Origin of the sequence: Robiginitalea myxolifaciens (assembly GCF_900115205.1) — a bacterium.
Taxonomy (GTDB): domain Bacteria; phylum Bacteroidota; class Bacteroidia; order Flavobacteriales; family Flavobacteriaceae; genus Robiginitalea; species Robiginitalea myxolifaciens.
In genome coordinates this window covers 999,173-1,017,249 of sequence record NZ_FOYQ01000001.1, presented here as the reverse complement: position 1 = coordinate 1,017,249, position 18,077 = coordinate 999,173, and the positions used below count along the sequence as shown (strand labels likewise).

At 48.8% G+C, this 18,077-nt stretch carries 14 protein-coding genes; 7 read left to right on the top strand and 7 right to left on the bottom strand.

Features of this window, described 5'->3' with window-relative positions; translation table 11 throughout:
* Positions 1–64: 64 nt before the first annotated feature.
* From BM318_RS04470 to BM318_RS04440, 7 genes are all read left to right on the top strand, one after another.
* Entirely contained in the window at positions 65–3,226 is a 3,162-nt protein-coding gene (locus BM318_RS04470; RefSeq protein WP_092980992.1) for a WD40/YVTN/BNR-like repeat-containing protein, read from the top strand.
* Positions 3,227–3,301: 75 nt separating this feature from the next.
* Positions 3,302–3,964, top strand: coding sequence for a hypothetical protein (locus BM318_RS04465; RefSeq protein ID WP_143099920.1), 663 nt, complete (start codon positions 3,302–3,304; stop codon positions 3,962–3,964).
* Positions 3,965–4,091: 127 nt separating this feature from the next.
* Positions 4,092–4,490, top strand: a complete 399-nt coding sequence (locus BM318_RS04460; protein ID WP_245759735.1) for a hypothetical protein — start codon at positions 4,092–4,094, stop codon at positions 4,488–4,490.
* A gap of 12 nt (positions 4,491–4,502) precedes the next feature.
* Positions 4,503–4,703 carry a helix-turn-helix transcriptional regulator gene (locus BM318_RS04455; RefSeq protein WP_092980989.1) on the top strand — a complete coding sequence of 67 codons (201 nt, stop codon included), beginning with the start codon at positions 4,503–4,505 and terminating at the stop codon, positions 4,701–4,703.
* A gap of 37 nt (positions 4,704–4,740) precedes the next feature.
* Positions 4,741–5,367 (top strand): RidA family protein, encoded by a 627-nt coding sequence (locus BM318_RS04450; protein WP_092980987.1) that lies wholly within the window; start codon positions 4,741–4,743, stop codon positions 5,365–5,367.
* A complete protein-coding gene (locus BM318_RS04445) occupies positions 5,368–6,108 on the top strand; it encodes a DUF6090 family protein (RefSeq protein ID WP_092980985.1) in 741 nt (246 codons plus the stop codon).
* Between the two features lie 91 nt (positions 6,109–6,199).
* The gene (locus BM318_RS04440) at positions 6,200–7,063 is read left to right on the top strand and encodes a TolB family protein (RefSeq protein WP_218154985.1); all 864 of its coding nucleotides are present in this window, start codon (positions 6,200–6,202) and stop codon (positions 7,061–7,063) included.
* A gap of 41 nt (positions 7,064–7,104) precedes the next feature.
* Here BM318_RS04440 and BM318_RS04435 read toward each other — a convergent pair whose 3' ends face one another.
* The 7 genes from BM318_RS04435 to BM318_RS04405 all read right to left on the bottom strand — a co-directional run bounded on the left by BM318_RS04435 (position 7,105) and on the right by BM318_RS04405 (position 18,073).
* Positions 7,105–9,468, bottom strand: a complete 2,364-nt coding sequence (locus tag BM318_RS04435) for a TonB-dependent receptor (RefSeq protein WP_092980981.1) — start codon at positions 9,466–9,468, stop codon at positions 7,105–7,107.
* A 162-nt stretch (positions 9,469–9,630) separates the two neighbouring features.
* Positions 9,631–9,867, bottom strand: a complete 237-nt coding sequence (locus tag BM318_RS04430; protein WP_092980979.1) for a hypothetical protein — start codon at positions 9,865–9,867, stop codon at positions 9,631–9,633.
* The gene (locus BM318_RS04425; RefSeq protein WP_092980978.1) at positions 9,864–10,484 is read right to left on the bottom strand and encodes a hypothetical protein; all 621 of its coding nucleotides are present in this window, start codon (positions 10,482–10,484) and stop codon (positions 9,864–9,866) included. The genes BM318_RS04430 and BM318_RS04425 overlap by 4 nt, the downstream gene beginning before the upstream one ends.
* Positions 10,462–10,944 (bottom strand): RNA polymerase sigma factor, encoded by a 483-nt coding sequence (locus BM318_RS04420; RefSeq protein ID WP_092980976.1) that lies wholly within the window; start codon positions 10,942–10,944, stop codon positions 10,462–10,464. Before BM318_RS04420 ends, BM318_RS04425 begins: the two co-directional genes overlap by 23 nt.
* Before the next feature lie 180 nt (positions 10,945–11,124).
* The gene (locus tag BM318_RS04415; protein ID WP_092980975.1) at positions 11,125–13,359 is read right to left on the bottom strand and encodes a TonB-dependent receptor; all 2,235 of its coding nucleotides are present in this window, start codon (positions 13,357–13,359) and stop codon (positions 11,125–11,127) included.
* Between the two features lie 120 nt (positions 13,360–13,479).
* A complete protein-coding gene (locus tag BM318_RS04410; protein WP_092980973.1) occupies positions 13,480–13,950 on the bottom strand; it encodes a hypothetical protein in 471 nt (156 codons plus the stop codon).
* Positions 13,943–18,073 carry a non-ribosomal peptide synthetase gene (locus BM318_RS04405; protein ID WP_092980971.1) on the bottom strand — a complete coding sequence of 1,377 codons (4,131 nt, stop codon included), beginning with the start codon at positions 18,071–18,073 and terminating at the stop codon, positions 13,943–13,945. The genes BM318_RS04410 and BM318_RS04405 overlap by 8 nt, the downstream gene beginning before the upstream one ends.
* Positions 18,074–18,077 lie beyond the last annotated feature (4 nt).

The following is an 18,077-nucleotide window of genomic DNA, read 5'->3' as shown; positions in this document are numbered from 1 at the left end:
GGCAGCGCAGATTTACGGCCTAAAATCCCCTTAATTCCTTACTTTTAGAGGAAAGTACCAACCTATGTTTCGAAGACTACACTCGGGGTTTCGTCACACCCTGTTATTATCCCTGCTCACACTTTTCAGTTTGCCCACCCTGGCTCAGGAACTGGACAATTATTTAAAGCCAGCCAAATTCCGGAATATCGGCCCTTTTCGAGGGGGACGTTCTACAGGATCCACCGGGGTAGTCGGCGATCCGCTTACCTACTACATGGGGACAACCGGGGGCGGATTATGGAAAACCACCGATGCCGGGCAGTACTGGAAAAATATTTCCGATGGGTATTTTAAGACGGGCTCCGTGGGAACGGTCAGTGTTTCGGAGAGTCATCCGGATATTGTCTTTGTCGGTATGGGGGAACATGCCCCCCGCGGGGTTATGACCTCCTATGGCGATGGGGTCTATAAATCTACTGATGCGGGCAAGACCTGGAAGCATATGGGCCTGGAAATGACCCGACATATTTCCCGGATCATTATTCATCCTCGGAATCCGGACAAGATCTGGGTGGCAGCCCAAGGGGCCTTGCACGGTCCTTCCCGCGAACGTGGCATTTACCGCTCGGAAGACGGCGGAGAGACCTGGGAACAAGTACTTTTTGTCAACGACCTGACCGGGTGTAGCGACCTCTCCATGGATGTGCATAACCCTACTACCCTGTACGCGGCCATGTGGGAGCACCAGCGACTTCCCTGGCAGGTAGTCAGTGGGGGAGAAGGTAGCGGGCTCTACAAGTCTACAGATGGTGGAAGTACCTGGACCCTGATCCATAACGGGCTTCCCAAGGAAAAGGGTAAGATGGCCATCGCGGTAAGCCCGGCAAATTCGCAATTGGTCTATGCCCTCATCGAAAGCGATACATACAAAGAGCTTGGCGGGTTATTCGTTTCCCGGAATGCAGGAGGAAGCTGGACCCGTGTAAGCGGGGATCACCGATTGATCCAGCGGGCCTGGTACTACATTGAAATCACACCCGATCCTGTAGATGAAAACACAATTTATGTGATGAGTGCTTCCACCTACCGCTCCATAGACGGGGGAAAAAGCTGGGAGGAAATCGACACCCACCATGGAGACTATCACGATCTCTGGATAAACCCGGATAACCCAAAGAATATGGTGATCTCCGATGATGGAGGCGCAGAGATTACCTTTGACGGAGGCCAACACTGGTCGTATCAGGACAAGATGCCCACCGCCCAGTTTTACCGCGTGGCCGTGGATAGCCTCTTCCCATACAACCTATACGGGGGACAGCAGGACAACAGTTCGGTGAAGATCGCCAGTATAGGCATTGGCTCCCGGGGTATTGGCCGACAGCACTGGTCGCCTTCGGCAGGCGGGGAAAGCGCGTTTCTTGCTTTTGATCCCAAGGACCCCCAAAAAGTGATGGGGGGAAGCTACCTGGGAACCGTCAATGTTGTGAATGTAAACGCGGGAGGTGCAACCAATGTAATGATCGAACCCAGGATGTATCTCGGACTGCCGGCCCGGGAAATGAAGTACCTCTTTAACTGGAATGCGCCGATCATTAAGTCAATGCACGAACCCAATACCTATTACCACGGGGCTCAGTATTTGTTGCGAACCCGGGACGAAGGAAAATCCTGGGAAGTTGTTAGTCCGGACCTCACCCGCAACATAGACGAGAAGCAGGGAAATGGGGGTGCACCTTACACCAACGAGGCCGTTGGGGCGGAAAATTACGGTACCCTTGCCTACGTGGCCGAATCCCAGCATGAGGCCGGAACCCTATACACCGGTAGTGATGACGGACTCGTTCACATTACCCGGAACAACGGCGCCAGTTGGAACGACATTACGCCAAAGGGAATGCCCGAGTCCCTGGTCAACGCTATTGAGGTAAGCCCTCATGATCCTGCGACCGTTTATATCGCGGCTACGCGCTATAAGTTCAATGATTTTGAGCCCATGTTGTATAAAAGCACCAATTATGGGCAAAGCTGGACGCGCATCAATACGGGTATTCCTATGGGGGCGTATACCCGGGTAGTTCGGGAGGATCCCGTTCGCAAGGATTTATTGGTTGCAGGGACCGAGCTTGGGCTGTATGTATCTTTCAATGCGGGGAATACATGGGAAGCCTTAAAGGGCAACCTCCCGGTAGTCCCCATTACGGATCTGCAACTTCGTTTTTCGGATATCATCATCGCTACCCAAGGGCGCTCGTTCTGGATTTTTGATGATCTGGGCTTGTTGCGGCAGTACAAGGGGAAGGCCAATTCCCTTACCCTGTATCATCCGGAGCCTATGGTCATGCCCAACTGGGGGAGCGCTCTCAATGGAAATGGTTCTGACGGGACCCATCCGGATATGGGGGTGAACCCGGCCAGTGGCTTACCGATTTATTATGAAATTCCCGAAGGGACCGATCCGGCCAAACTGCGACTTGAAATCCGGGACGCTTCCGGAAAGCTGGTACGCACCTACAAAGCGGCCTATGAAATTGTAGCCCCCAAGTACGAGGGAGCTCCGCCACCGCCACGAGTACTTCCCGCGAATCCGGGCCTCAACCGCTTGGTTTGGGACCTGAGGCATGAGCCACTCCCGGGTGCTCCGGAGGTGTACATCGAGGGTAGCTTTTCAGGTCACCGGGCCATACCGGGTACCTATTCCCTTGCACTGATTTCAGGGAACAACAAGGTAGAAGCCGAGGCCACGCTCAATTTTAACCCGATGCTGCCTACTACTGCGGCTCAATACGAAGACTACGCGAATTTCATGGAAGCCGCCGAAGAGAATTATCGGGAAATGACGGTGATGACCAATGCCCTGAAAGAGGTAAGCGGACGACTCGATAAACTCACCCAGCACTTAAAGCAGAATCAACAGGAGGACCTGGCAACCCAGGCTGAGGTCCTTGCGCAGAAAATGGCGGATTGGGATGGGATTATGGTACAGCGTTTGGCCAAAGCCTATGACGATGTGGAGAATTATGTCAATGGATTTACAGCCCAGTACATCACCGCCATCAACCATAGTGATGCGACCATACCTGCGGTTAACGACGGGACACGGGCACGAATCGCTGAATTGAACCAGGAATGGGCAAAACACAAGGCGGCAGCGCGAGCTATAATTCATGAAGACATTCCGGAATTCAATCGCAAACTCCAGGAGGCGGGGATCGGTGTTTTGTATTTGCCCGGGAATATGTAACGCTTAGTCCGGGGCATTTTGTAAAGTGGTTCAAATTTCCTTTTTTCGGAGCAGAACACGATGCCCCCTTTGAAAATGAAATTCCCAGCTTTCGGATGTTGTTTGCTGTTGCTTTTTTTAAGCCTGCAGGCTTGTGCTACCCTGCAAACGGAAGAAGATCCCTACCAGGCTGCCTGGAACCAACGTCTTTCCGATGTTACGGATGAAAACACCCCCAAACTTTCTTTGGGGGGAACTACGCCTTCCCGGGCTATTCCCGATTCCGAGACGACTCTGGAATTTCAGGAAGCCTACTACGCCTTACCCGGGTTATCACAAATCAGCGCAACTCAGGTAAGTCCGGAATTTATGCAAACGTATCCGCGCCTGGTCAGCCGCGCTTATTTCCGGTTGATCGCGGAGGCCCTGGATGCCGATCGCGAGATTGTGGCCGCCTACCAACATTGGTATGTGGAATCCCACAAAGCAGATAATCAAAACGACCAACGGGTAAAGGATGAATTCCTTTTGGCCAAAAGGCGCTACGAAGCCCACCGGCAAATGCTGGAAGGATTGCGATCCTGGAAGTCGTTTCAGATAAATGGCTCAGATGATCTTGAATTTTTCCTGGACGAACAATTGCGCGCTTCCTTTGCCCTCTTCCAGAAAGGAGCCTCCGATCAGCGGATCGTGGATTACCTGATGACCGAGCTGGCCGACCTTTACCATAAGGAAGGCGAAAGCATGCCAAGGTCTTAATAGGCCTGTACTTCACTGTTAGTTCCTATAAAATGTAAATAAGACTTGACATTTCTATTTTTTGTTTTATATTTGTCAAGTAAACTTTACAAAAAGACAAATAATATTTACAATGAATAGTGTAACTATGGAACGAAAATCAGAACGTTTACGACGCGTACGCCTACTGGCGCTTTGGACCTTTGTTTGGACCATAAGTACGGCTTTAGTGGTATTTGGCAGCGAATTTATCTGGAATGGGACTAAGGGGCTTACCGTTTTTGCATTGGGCATTAATATCCTACTCGGGATAGGAATGATTTTAGCACATCGCAATTTCTTGGAAATCCTCGATGAGTTGGAACGAAAAATTCAGCTCGAATCTATGGCAATAACATTAGGTTTAACCCTGGTGATCGGCTTGGCCTATTCAATGTTAGACGTAACTGATGTTATTCCCTGGGATGCGGAGATAAGCTTCCTGGTCATGTTTATGGGCATTTGCTATATGCTGGCAATTTTTATGAACACCCGCCGATACCGCTAATCCTAAAAGGATATGAAAAATAATATCCGTGTTTTACGGGCCGAACGAAAATTGACGCAAGGGGAACTGGCCGATGCCATCGGGGTAAGCCGGCAAACGATCAATGCTATCGAGAAAGGTAAATTTGATCCCAGTTTGCCCACGGCCTTCCGCCTGGCAGGGGTTTTTGAAAAGAGAATCGAGGAAATATTTGAATATCACGAGGAAGGGTAGGTGAGTAAACCGTATCTTATGTACAAATTACCAACCGATGACACCCAAAAAACACCTTACGTCCATTGGCGTTGTTTTTGCCGCCCTCCTGATTTGTATTTCCCTGAACTCTTGCGGAGAGGCCACAGCCGATGCCGATTCCAAAGCTGAGGTAGGCAAGGCAGCACATTCGGATGCCCTCCCTGCCACCCAAACCACAAATACCCGAACTCCGGAAGCCATACTCGATTCCCTGGGATTGGAACTTCCTGTAATTTCTGCACCTGTAGCCAACTATGTCAATGCCGTGCGCACCGGTAACCTGATATTCCTGGCGGGTAAAGGCCCGCGAAAGGCAGATGGCACCTACATTACCGGGAAGGTCGGTGAGGACTTAACGGTAGAAGAGGGCTATGAAGCTGCCCGAATTGTAGCGTTGAATCAACTGGCCGTGCTCAAAGCCGAATTGGGGGAGCTTTCCCGAATAAAACGGGTTGTCAAAGTGCTGGGGATGGTAAATTGCAGCCCGGATTTTGGCAATCAGCCCGAAGTGGTCAATGGCTTTTCAGATCTCCTGGTCGAAGTCCTTGGAGAACGCGGTAAGCACGCCCGGGCCGCTGTGGGTATGGGCTCCTTGCCCCGTGGAATTGCGGTAGAAGTAGAATTGGTAGTAGAGGTAGAATAGATGCTTCGATTTTTCAGACGGATCCGCCAGAACCTTTTGCAGGAGAACAAATTTTCAAAATACCTGCTCTACGCCCTGGGCGAAATTCTACTCGTGGTCATCGGGATCCTGATTGCCTTGCAAATCAATAATTGGAACGAGGAGCGAAAGGCCCGGGACGATGAAAAGGCCACCATCCGAAGCTTAAAACTCGAGTTTGAAAAGAACCTGACAGATTTAGGTGCCAGTATCGAAAACGTCAGGGATATTAAAGCAGCCGGGGAGCTCTTACTGCAGCATACCGGACCGGGGTATACGGATGGGGACATCAATGCAGACAGTCTGATTTCTTTTACCCAACGCATGGTCGTTTGGGATCCCAGCCTCTACACCTTGAGCAGCATCAAGAATTCAGGGCAGCTCGCCACGCTATCCAATGAGGAGCTCAAACTAAAGCTCATTGAGTGGGAGAGTTTCTATGCCAATCTGGTGGATTGGTGCGATTTTTACGTCGATGGGGGAGAAAAGTATTTCCAATATTTGGAAGAGAACAGCATAGGCCGAAACTTTACGGCTATGCGGGGTGCCCGCTATGGAAATTCCAGTTTTCCTGGTACCAACGAGGCCCTGCTACGTGAAATTTCTTTTGAAAATAAACTTGTTGGGCGGGTTACCGTGAACCGCTTCCTGATGGAATTCTACGAGGAAGCAGCTACCCGGATCGAAGCTATCATCGAACTTTGTCAGCAGTATGAGGAGTAGGCCTATATTTCGACTTGCGGCGCTGATAGCGCTTTTATTTTCCGAACTATTTTTTGGACAAATGCTTTATGGAAATATTTCTCCTGGCTTTATGATTTTACAGGATACTACAAGTTTTATTCAGACGGTCCATATCAATGATGGACATATCGACACCATTGCAACATTTGACAAACATTTTGAGGCTCCCAATTGGCACCCGGACAATTATTTAATTATCAATAGTAAGGGCAAACTGTACACACTCGATCTAACGAGTAATAAACTAGATGTACTGGATTCCGGTTTTGCCGATCGGAATAATAATGATCACGTTATTTCACCAGATTTGAAATGGCTGGGAATAAGCCATTATGTAAAGGACTCTGCATCACAAGAGGGGCGCGGTCAATCGGTAATATTTAAGATGCCTATAACCGGGGGGACCCCGCAACGGATAACACAAGAATCTAATTCTTTCTTACACGGATGGAAACCCGATGGCTCTGCAGTCATTTATACCGGTAAGCGTGGGGACAACTTTGATATTTACGCTATTGATAGTAATGGTGGAAAAGAGATACGTCTCACGACTACCGAAGGTCTGGATGATGGTCCTGAGTATTCTCCAGATGGAAAATACGTATACTTCAATTCTTTTCGAACGGGTAAAATGCAAATCTGGAGGATGCAGGCCAATGGCTCTAATCCCGAGCAAATGACCTTTGATCAGTATTCTAATTGGTTCCCACATGTATCCCCGGATGGGAAGTGGATTGTCTACATTTCATATGTGGAGGATCAGGGTCAGGCACATCCATTTGGTAAACAGGTAAAACTCCGTTTAATGGATTTGGAGACTCGGGAAATCCGTGATTTGACTCCTGTATTTTTTGGAGGGCAAGGTTCCATTAACGTACCGTCCTGGAGTCCGGATAGTCGTCAGGTAGCTTTTGTGAGTTATTCGGTAAACTAAGGGGCCAGACTAATTACCCACTTTGGAGTTTTACGGCTGGTTTAAAAATCCAGCACTATTCCTATACTTGGGATTACCTGATTGTTCTCTGCGGTAATCGGAACCAGACTACGCGGGTTGACGATGTTTCCGTTGGTATCGCGATTTAAGCCATATTCGGTTGGTTGGGGGATGTTTTGGGCAAGGATATTCTGGGCTTCGAAAAATATATTGAGGGCAAGCTTCTCAAAATTCCACTTCTTGTCGATCCGGATATCGAGCTGGCTGAATATGTCCAGGTTTTCTTCCCCCAACCGGGTATAGTCCAGGATAACTTCCGGATAACTATCCAGTGTTGCCTCCAAATCTGTCGGGACAAATGGGGTTGGCCCTGCGAACCGGTATCTAGCACTAAACTCCCAATTGCGATTGAATTTATAGCCGCCTGTGAAAGATATTAAATGGCGGCTGTCCCAAACGGAGGGAAGGAACTCCTCTGTATCAAACCCTGTGAATTCACTGAAGAACCAGGTGTAGGCCAGGATACCGTAAAAGTTGTTGGTGAGCTTCTGTTGAAACTGCAATTCTGCCCCGTAACTGCGACCCCTGCCGACAGTTTCAATTTCTTCACTTCCCAAAATTTCAAAATCTGCCCCCTTATTGGCCAGGGAGACCTGGTCGGCCACGGAAACAGGATAATCAGCATATCGTTTATAAAAGCCTTCGAGGGAAATGGTTGAAGAGGGACCGAAATAGTGTTGCAATCCCAGTACGAAATGGTCGCTACGGGTATACTGACTGTTTTCATTGAGTAAACCGCCTGCGTTATCACGGAAGCCCAAAATGGTATAGGGGGGTAGTTTGAAATAGCGACCCACCGATGCATTTATGCGCCAATCTTTCTGAAATTCATAGGAAAGTGAGAATCGGGGGGAGAACGTTGAAAGAAGATTATCTTCCGTGGTAAAGGTGTCATCGTCCAATCTAAAACCGAAAGAAAGATCGAGCTTGTTGTCTATAAATGACTTAGTAATATTTGAAAAGAGCCCGTATTTGAAAAAGTCGATTTGGGTATCAAATGCCAGTTGCCGGTTTTGGTCAATAGTAGTATTCTCATAGTCGGAATATTGGAAATTGAAACCGGAGGATAACTTCCAACCGTCAAAAAAGTTGGTCATGGCATATCGAAGTTTTGTTTCCGATTCCCGGGCATCGTTGCGGAAAACAATCCCCACTTCATTTTCAGGATCTTCGTAGCGGGTAAAATCGTTAATCAGGGTATTGTTGCTCAAGGTGGTTTCCATAAACCCGTTCCCATTTTTGAACCGGTTCTTCCAGGTAATCCCTATGGCATTCGTGCGCTGAGCTATAAAGGGAGCTTGTTCCAGAGCCGCTTGCTGCTCCGGGTCAAATTCTTCAGGCGCTTCCACAGAAAAATCATCAATAGATCCCACACCGATCAGGCTTATGTCATTGTAGGCATCCAGGGTGTGGTTCACCTTGTATTGGTAGTCCCAATAGTTCGGCCGGAAGGGCAAACCGATTACTTCGAACAAAAATTGCAGGTAACTCCTGCGAACCGATACCAAATAAGTGGTAGCGGATTCTTCCTTTCCTTTTCTGAGTAAAGGACCCTCCAGGGTAAGGGCCGCTTCGCTGGCACTAACCCGGAAGTTTCCGGTAAAATCGCGACTATTTCCGGTGCGCTGGCTGAATTGCAAAACGCCAGAAAGCGGGTTGTCATATTGCGCACCAAATGCCGAGGTGGAGAGGGTTACGTTGTCTATAAAAGATACATTGATTAGCCCTACTGGTCCTCCAGCGCTTCCCTGGGTGGCAAAATGATTGATATTGGGAATTTCCATGCCGTCCAGGTAGTACACGGTTTCGTTCGGCGCTCCCCCACGAATAATCAGATCATTCCGAAATCCACCAATCGATGGTGACACTCCTGGTAAGGTCTGAGCTACTTGAACCACGTCGTTGTTGCTCCCCGGATAGGTGGCTATCTCCACGGCGGAAAGGGATTGGGTAGACAATGGAGTCTCCTTGGGACGGCTTATCACATTTGCATTCGAAACGACCACTTCATCGAGTTGCTGCGCCGATTCCACCAGGACAAAATTAAAGTCCGGCGTACCCACCGAGCGAACGAGAATATTGTATTTGGTCTGCGTTTCGTAGCCCAGATAACTGGCAATCAGGTTATATGATCCCGGACTAATACCTGTAATGGTATACTTCCCATCGAAGTCGGTCTGGGATCCCTTATCCGTTCCTTCAAGATAAACAGAGGCGCCAATAATAGGTTCTCCTGAGGGATCAGTGACTACCCCGAATATTTCGGTGTTTACCTGGGCATTTACAGTATGCGAACAAAGAATAATCAGCAGAGTAGGTAAGAAGAAGCCGAACAGTGATTTCATAGCAAGAAGATCGTAGCAATTAGTAATCAAAGATATTGTTTAACAAAAAGGTTAAAAAGTTAAACAATTCAAAAATCGGAGTATTGTTACTAAAGGACTATTACGTTTCCTGCAAGAGCTCTCAAGATTCTTGCGAGAGCCGTTTCTGATATTGCGAAGGGGTCACAGCCGTTTTTTCTTAAAAATATTGCCAAAATAGGAACTACTACAGGCTTTATTTCCGGTAGCATAGGAGGAGGCTAATGTCGTAAAAGAGGTGGACAGCATCATTACGACGAACAGCACAATCATGTCGGTTTCCATTTCCTTGTACAACGCCCAGGATATTAGGAGCACCCAGGCCAAAAGAATTCCGAAACTTACTCCTATTAAGGTTTTTCTACTGTTTTTCTTCTTCATGAGATTGCATTTAATATTTCTAGTTGTTCCTTAACGAACTTTTTCGAGTTGTGGTAATGAGGAGTAAAGTATCGGTTGGCTTTGGTAAATAATCGCGTCCTGGAAAACAGGTATACCGCAACAGTACCAATCCCAAAGATGATCAACACGGGCCATTTTTCGATTAATTTGGCGAAATTCCATCCTTGCACCCCAAGTCCCAGGAAGCTTCCACCTAAATAGGCCACGGTGAGGATAACCGAGAAATTCCGGCACTGGAATCGGTTCACGGTTTCATCAAAAGCGAGGGTTTCCTCTAGCACTTGCTTAATATTGTTTTCTAATCTGGGCTCAGGATTGGCCTGCAAGGCTAAAAGCACGGATAGAAATACAAAGAGATAACACCCGCAGATCAGCAAACAGGCCAGCAGGGTAAGTTCGTTGGGCAAAAGCAGGTATATCAGGCCAAAAGCCAAAAAGAATAGCCCGTTTAACCACAAGGACCGCTTGCCATTGGCGAGAACGCGTTTAACAGGGGCCTTGGTTTTTTCACGAATGGCAGTGATGAGTTCGGCGTCATCGTAGCTCAGTTGAGAGTCGGACCAATTCTGGCTTTCAAGCAATTTCTTTAACTCCATAATCTTCAAGTTTTTTGCGTAATCGGTGAATTTTGACTCGCGTATTCCCAGGAGAAATACCCAGCACCTCTGAAATTTCCTGCTGGTCATATCCTTCTATGAGCAACATCACAATGGATTTTTCGATGGGCTGCAAGAGGCCCATGATATAGGCCAGTAATTCCTTGCCTTCCAATGATCCGGATTGTGGGGTAGACAATTCGGTGTGTTCTGTGTCCCAGCTTTTGGTTCGCTCTTTTTTACGAAGGCGCATGAACGAAACATTGAGGCCAATGCGATAGAGCCAGGTCGAGAACTTTGCCCGATTTTCAAATTTCGGATACGACTTCCACGCTGCTGCCAGTATCTCCTGCCTCAGGTCTTTGCGTTCTTCCAAACTATCGGCATAGAGGTAGAGGATCTTATTGATCATTCCCTTATGCTCCTGGATTTTGGCTATGAACTCGTCTTGGTTGGCCATTGCTCTGCTGGTAAATAACACGGGGTAGGTTGCACCACTCAGCCGATTTGTTACAAGGTGCTAAAAAATAAAACGTCAGGAGCTATCCGGGGACGACTCCTAACGTTTATAAGCATGATTCAGCGGCTTGCTTAAGCCATTGGTAGAGCTGTTGTTACCGGCTTACCGGTTTTTAGCTCATTAAAACCGCACACTGATTCGACCGCGGGCAAAGAATGGGCTTCCCGGGGTAAAGTGAATTTCCTCTATCCCTGCTGCAGGCTCTCCCGGTAAACGGCTCAAGGTTGCAAACTGGGTTTCGTTCCACTCGGTATCGAAGAGGTTTTCTACAATAATCCCAAAACTCCAGGCACCGACGGTGTACTGTACATTGAGATCTGTGACAAAATATCCTTCGGCCACAATGGAGTTGTCTTCATTGGCCGGGCGATCTGCGATATACCGGGCATTGATACTTCCGGAGATAGGACCATTGTTGGTATAATTCAATCCACCTGTCCAGGTGAGGTCCGGGGCAAGTGGAATAAAATCCGCTCCATCCGGTTCTTCGGTACTTCGGGCATAGGTATAGGTTATATCCGTGTTAAAGAATAGTTGGTCAGTTATCTGCTGGCGAACACCTGCCTCAACACCCATCCTCCGGGTTTTCCCGCTGGGCTCCACAATGGCTTCGTCTCCAACATAAACGAATTCCTGTTCGAGGAAGAGCGTCCAGAGCGTCAGGTTAAAAACGGTTCTGCGAAAGGGTTTGCTGATTATTCCCAGGTCTGCCCCCAGGGCACCGGGAAGGATTTGCCGGCCGTTATTGGCAACCACCACCCGGGTGTCGTTGGAGTGGAAGCCATACCCGGATTTCAGGAAGATTTGCGTATCCGGATTCGCCGCGTAAATCATATTAAACTTTGGACCCAGGAACATTTTGGATTCGCTCAGACTGGTGTAATTCTCCGGGAGTCGGTCCCGATAGTCAAATCGGAAATAATCCATGCGCAAACCAGGGATAAAGGTCCAGTCGCCTTTCTTATAGGTCCAATTGGTATAGGCGAAAAAGTTGAGTTCGTCGATGTCACCGTCCGCCAAACGTTCCAGGGTTTCCGTTCGGTTTGCGGTCCGGGATAATTCCACATCATTGACATCGTCATAACGGAATCCAACCCCAAGGTCGTATTGCAACTGGTCGTTGTGATCGTCCAGGTGGAAGCTATGATTGTACACGGATTCCATACCCAGCAGCGTACGTTGTTCGTGCTGCCGAATTTGATCCCCATCTACCGGGTTATTCAGGAGGAAGGTAAAATTCGAAAAGAGCTCAAAGCCATAGGTACTCAGGAAGGCGTTGGTGGTTACCCGGTTATGCTCATCGAGTTGAATGCGGTGGTTCGCCCAGATGTTAGAGCGGGAAGTATTTCCCCCTTCGGTGCTGTCAATAGCGCCAAAGCGGCCAATCAGCCCCTGGTCTACTGCACGCTGTGGAATCTGCCCGGAGGCGTCCCACTTACTCTGGAAATGTGAGATAGACAGGGTAAGTTCCTCGTCTTCCTTATTGTTGTAATGGTACCGACCCATCAGGTTGTAGCGGTTGAAATTCTGTGAGGCATCAAAGAATCCATCCGTAACCAACATTTCCGAGGCCAGGTAGGCATTGGATTGCTCTCCGCTAACCAGTTTAACCATCCCCAGGGCGCGGAGCGTGTTGAATTGTCCCGCTTCTACGGTAACCAAGTTATTGTCCAGGACTTTCTTGGTGTTTAATCCGATGTAACCGGCCGTTGTAAAGTTTCCTTTTGAGGCGTAATACGGTCCCTTCCCAAAATCGATGTTCTCCACCGTTTCCGGAATAATGAAGTGCATATCGGAATATCCCTGTCCATGGGCATGAGAAACCATGTTCACCGGCATTCCATCCAGGTTAATGGCAACATCAGTTCCGTGGTCAATGTCAAATCCGCGCAGGAAGATTTGCTCTGCTTTTCCGCCTCCCGCGTGCTGGCCAATAATCAGGCCGGGAACCTTCCGCAGCACCTCCTGGGAAGACTTTATGGGGTTGGTCTGAATATCGATATCTACCAGTCGGGTAAGGGCGTCTACTTTAGAGACCAGGACCACCTGGTCCAGGGAAAGGGCTGCTTCCTGCATAACCACCTCAATGGTGGTGTCCAGGTCGGATTCGGCGATGGTCATTTCCTGGTTGGCATATCCCAGGCCATAGAAGAAAATTTCATCTCCTACTGAAATTCCGTCCAGCTCAAAATATCCGGACATGTTGGAGTAGGTATAACTCCCGTTGGTTTTGTTGTAAACCCCAATTCCTTCCAAAGGCTGTTTATTGGCGTCTACTATGGTTCCGTTCAACTCATGCGCACACAGGGGCGTGGCCAGGAGGAACAGGATTAGAAAATTCAATAATCGTAACATTGCGATAGCTTTTTAAGCCCTCCTCACTACGGTCTCCTGATAAAGGATGTAATGCTTGGAGGGGTTTTGTTTAAATCCCAAAGTTTTTAAGGATGAAGTACGAAAGAAATGGGGAGGAGTTCAGGAGGCCTGTGGCGGCTCTATAGGTACTGGCAGGATCACCAGGGGCATTTCTATGCTAGTCTTAGAAAAGTCAAGTTTTTCTGCTACCCAGCGCGCCAGTAAGAATTCCCTGTGCAGGGGTGTGTGCTTTTGCTGCTTATTGGGTTCCGGAAGCATATAAGGGCCCTCGGTATCCGTGTCGGAGAGGCTTTGCCAGAGTTTGGCCGCGAGGTTATTATCGTTTTTGCTGATCAGAATGTGTTCTGTGGAGCGATGGGTTTTTTGCTCGTTCGCATCCGTAGAATAATGTCCCATGATGTACTCTGGTGAATCCATGATTTGAACGACATTTTGGAAGCAGGCGTTCAGGGTCCCTTGCATGGGCTGCAGCAGGTAAAGTGCAGCCAGCAAGACCGCGAGCAATCTCTTTTCGCTGGAATAGCGAGGGATGCTGGAATAGCCACTGATATGTTTCCCGTTCCTAATCATCGTCCAGGGCCATCAATTCTTCCAGTTTGTTTTCGAGATACACCCCGTATTCGGCCACGGTGGGGTGCTCGAATATTTTGCTCAGCGGCAGTTCCAGGGTAAGTTCGCGGTTAATACGACCGGTTATCCGGATCGCCGCAAGGGAATGTCCGCCCAGATCAATAAAATTGTCATGGATCCCAACTTTTTCGAGCTGTAGTACTTCCCCCCAATGTTCGGCAAGCAATTCTTCAAGATCGTTTCGGGGGGCTACGTATTTGGTTGCAGCACCCAGTTGTAAGGGGTTGAGCTCCTGTAATGCCTTTTTATCCACTTTTCCATTAGGGGTAAGGGGCAACGCCTCTACTTTTTTGAAAGTAGTTGGAATCATATACGCGGGTAATTTACCAGCAAGGTAGGCTCGAAGCTCCTGGCTATTGGGGAGGTTATCCCCGGCGACATAGGCAACCAGCTGATCGGTGGGTTCCAGGTCTTCGAAATACCCGATTTCCCCCATCATTTTGCGAATCTCTTCCTCGTCCAGGGCTTCATTGATCTCATCCAGGCTTTCCTCCCGCGTTTTGTGGCCCAGTCGTACATCCCAGCTATAGGGGAAGGCATAGTTGCTATATCCTTTCTTTTTCTTGTGGACATAGATCCCGAGCTGGTTAATAAGGCAATTCGTAGAACGCCCGGTATCGGTAGGCCGCTCCCAGCCAATCTTTTCTTTAAGGAAACGAAGTAACTCGGACAGCGAGACATCCGTATAGCGATAGAAGTCGATAAACTGAACCTTTTCAAAGTTATTGGCGTCGTTGAAGATCTCCGTTTCCAAAAGTTGTTTAATCGCATCGTCCTCCTGGTGATAGAGCTTGCGTGCCTCCAGGATAATATCGTCGATACTTTTCCCTGAATCCCGGAAATCCATGAAGGTTTCTTCGGCCAATCGGGTTTCGAAAAACTGCCCGCGGGACAGTCCCGTTACGATAAAGGGAATTTCATGTTCCAGCGCTATCTGGGTGCTCAGGGTATAAATGGTTTTAAAACAGCCATTGCAAACATTGGCGTGTCGCTCCAGGCTATCGACAAAAATCTCGTTCATGTGTTCGGTGCTCCCGTACACATGGTCTACCCCCAGGGCAGTTACAATTTTGTCGATATTGGCTTTGGCCTGTTCCGAGATATACCCGTTGTCCAGGGTAAAGGCCAGGACCTTAAAGCCCATGTCTATGAGTTTGGCGAGCACATAGGTACTGTCCTTTCCACCGCTGAGTAGGGAAAGACAATCATATTTATTGTCTGAATTGGTGCCCGAGCGAATTTGCTGGTATAAATCGTCTTCGGTTTTGAAATAACTCGCCACCTCATTTTGATAATCGGCAAAGGACCGGCATAGGTGACAAACATTATTTTCGTCAAAATCTGCTGAGGGATATTCGCTGGGTAAACCACATTCGCGGCAATTCGCCTCCGATTCCTGCAAGGGTTTATTTATGGTGTCCAGACTCACTGCGGCGCCTTCAAGCGAAGGGAACTGGGCGAGGACGGCCTCTATTTCCTGGAGCTCTACCCGGTGCCCGTTAACCTTAACCTGTTCGTCGTTCCGGCCGTGGTATTCCATGACGCCATCGGTATTCCATATGCCTACATCACCAGTGCGGTAGAGGCGTTGGCCCGATTCCGGGTGGAAAACAAAGCGCTCCTGATTTAATTCGGCACGGTTGATATAGCCAGTGGAGAGGCCTGCCCCGCTGAGGTATATTTCACCGGGGACCCCTGGAGGAGTTAATTGCATATGCTCATCCAAAATAAAAGCACCCATCCCGGCAATAGTGCTCCCGATGGGGACTGAAGCCGATTGGGTAGGCGCATAGCGGTGAACAATACACCCAATGGTGGCCTCCGTTGGCCCGTATTCATTATAAATGGCCACTCCATGCCCAAAATTAGCGGTAGCTTGTTCGGCCAGGGCAGTCTGAAAGTTTTCTCCTCCTACGATCAGCGTCTTTAAATTGGGCAATTCAGGATTCCGATCCCCGGCAAGTCTGAGGTGGGAAGGCGTGAGTTTGATGGCGGTAATGTCCTCCATGGACCAGATTCGCAAGGCCGCCAAGTCCGGACCTATTGCGGGTTCAGGGACCAGGGAAACCCGTCCTCCGGCAACCAAAGGCAGCAGGGTAGAGGTCAGCGTTAAATCGAACCCTAAGGAGGTAAACAGCGGCATTACGGTTTGGGCATCGATTGCGTAACGGTCCCGTGCCCACTGCAGGTAATTTCCGAGGGCCCCGTGTTGTATGGCTACCCCTTTTGGATTTCCGGTACTACCGGAGGTGTAAATGATATACGCACGATCTGCGGTTCCCAGGGAATTGAATTCCGGTGTTTCATTAGGTTCTGCTCGATTCAAGTCCTCAGGGGTTAATACCTGAATTCCCTCCGGAGTAGTGAAGGTGCTTCGGGATAAAATAAAACTACATCCCGAATCGACCAGGATATAATCCCGTCGCTCCGCGGGTAAGTCGCTTGGCATTGGGATAAATATCCCTCCAAGCTGCATGATGGCAAGCAACGCAAACATATAGTCTTCAGTTCGCCCCAATTGAAGGGCTACCGTGTCTCCGCGCTGGCAGCCTGAAGCTTTGAGGGCAGCAGCCCATGTGTTGGCCTTTTGCTGATATTCCGCATAGGAAACTGCCGAATCATTAAGGGTAAACGCTGTATTTTCCGGCTGGTTTTGAACCTGCTCCTGAAAGAGTTCCAGGAAGGTTTTAGGTTCGGGTGCCAGCGCTGTTTTATCAAAATTTTCGAGAAACAAGGCCTCCATCTCCGGGTTAACCCGGGAGATTTTACCGAGGGTCTCGTCGGGCTGGGCAACCAAAGCGTCCAGGATATCCAGGAAATTCTGAGGAAAGCTGTTTATCTGCTCAGCAGTAAATACATCCGAGCTCAGATCAGCTGAAAGTTCCAGGGGTTCATCTGCAGCGAATTCCGTAAGGTGGAGGCGGATGTAGTGCATGGGATCACTATATCCGGGATGAATCCATTTTGTCTCAACGGGCATCCCGCCGAAATTTGTAAAGGTCGCTGGGAGGTAGTTGACGATACAATTAATGTTCCGACTTATTGCCGTAGAGGCAATCCCCGAGCCACAATGTCCCAGCGTCTCGGCCAGTTCCTGATAGTTACTTGCAGCCAACTCCCGAAAGGAGCGCTCTGGATCTATCTTATTGATAAGCGGGTAGACCCCAATAAACAAACCCGGGGTCTTTTTTTCCTGATGCGTATACCGGTTGTGCACCGGGGTTCCAATGGTAAACGCTCGTTGTCCGCTAACGCGATACAGGTAAGCAGTTAGGACACTGGTAAAAAAATTCGTCAGGGACATCTGCCGGGTAAAGGTGGCAAACCCTTTTTGACCCAGGAGTTCAGTTATCTTTTTAAATCGCTCGCTTCCAAGAGGAATTGCTACTCGGGTAGTTTTGGTATCAAGGCCTGGTTTTCCAGGACTTCCGAGTTGCGGAAATACGGGTAGACGCGTTTGTTTATCCTGCCAATACCTGATGGTTGCATCCTGAGCGTGAGATTCCCCTTGTGCAACCAATGGGGTGATGCAGTCCCTGTATTGCGGGAGTTCCAGCTCGGTGAGGGCTGGTTTACCCTGTATTAGGTTGTCGTAAATTCCACTTAATCGCTCAAAGAGCAGGGAAGCAGTAATGGCATCGGTGATTACATGGTGCAGGTTCAGGTAAAGGACAAAACCGGACTCCCGGTTTTCCAGTATGGCTGCATCAAAAAGCGGTTTGTTTGTCGCAAGGGGAAGGTTACTGCGATCCAGCGCCCATTTTTCGACCGATTTTTCGAAATCCGCACTCCCCATTTCAATGCGTTCCAGAGCAAAGGTATAGGTGGGGAGTACCTGTTGTTCCAGCCCCTCATTCCCTTCGCCAATAACAATGCGCAGGATATCCGTACAGTTAACCAGTTCCTGAAAGGCATTTTGTAAGACCTCTGGATTTATAGCGCCATTGAACTTGAACAAATATGGAACATGGTATAGCGGGGAGTCGGGAAAGAGCAACTGCCCGGTCCAGATTTGTTTCTGACTCGGGGTTAGCGGGTAATATGTCGGTGTGGGGTTGGTCATGAAC

What these genes read in the sequence shown, in the direction of transcription:
- BM318_RS04470 (WP_092980992.1), top strand. Translation starts at nt 65, where the DNA reads ATGTTTCGAAGACTACACTCGGGGTTTCGTCACACCCTGTTATTATCC.
- BM318_RS04465 (WP_143099920.1), top strand. Translation starts at nt 3,302, where the DNA reads ATGAAATTCCCAGCTTTCGGATGTTGTTTGCTGTTGCTTTTTTTAAGC.
- BM318_RS04460 (WP_245759735.1), top strand. Translation starts at nt 4,092, where the DNA reads ATGGAACGAAAATCAGAACGTTTACGACGCGTACGCCTACTGGCGCTT.
- BM318_RS04455 (WP_092980989.1), top strand. Translation starts at nt 4,503, where the DNA reads ATGAAAAATAATATCCGTGTTTTACGGGCCGAACGAAAATTGACGCAA.
- BM318_RS04450 (WP_092980987.1), top strand. Translation starts at nt 4,741, where the DNA reads ATGACACCCAAAAAACACCTTACGTCCATTGGCGTTGTTTTTGCCGCC.
- BM318_RS04445 (WP_092980985.1), top strand. Translation starts at nt 5,368, where the DNA reads ATGCTTCGATTTTTCAGACGGATCCGCCAGAACCTTTTGCAGGAGAAC.
- BM318_RS04440 (WP_218154985.1), top strand. Translation starts at nt 6,200, where the DNA reads ATGATTTTACAGGATACTACAAGTTTTATTCAGACGGTCCATATCAAT.
- BM318_RS04435 (WP_092980981.1), bottom strand. Translation starts at nt 9,468, where the DNA reads ATGAAATCACTGTTCGGCTTCTTCTTACCTACTCTGCTGATTATTCTT.
- BM318_RS04430 (WP_092980979.1), bottom strand. Translation starts at nt 9,867, where the DNA reads ATGAAGAAGAAAAACAGTAGAAAAACCTTAATAGGAGTAAGTTTCGGA.
- BM318_RS04425 (WP_092980978.1), bottom strand. Translation starts at nt 10,484, where the DNA reads ATGGAGTTAAAGAAATTGCTTGAAAGCCAGAATTGGTCCGACTCTCAA.
- BM318_RS04420 (WP_092980976.1), bottom strand. Translation starts at nt 10,944, where the DNA reads ATGGCCAACCAAGACGAGTTCATAGCCAAAATCCAGGAGCATAAGGGA.
- BM318_RS04415 (WP_092980975.1), bottom strand. Translation starts at nt 13,359, where the DNA reads ATGTTACGATTATTGAATTTTCTAATCCTGTTCCTCCTGGCCACGCCC.
- BM318_RS04410 (WP_092980973.1), bottom strand. Translation starts at nt 13,950, where the DNA reads ATGATTAGGAACGGGAAACATATCAGTGGCTATTCCAGCATCCCTCGC.
- BM318_RS04405 (WP_092980971.1), bottom strand. Translation starts at nt 18,073, where the DNA reads ATGACCAACCCCACACCGACATATTACCCGCTAACCCCGAGTCAGAAA.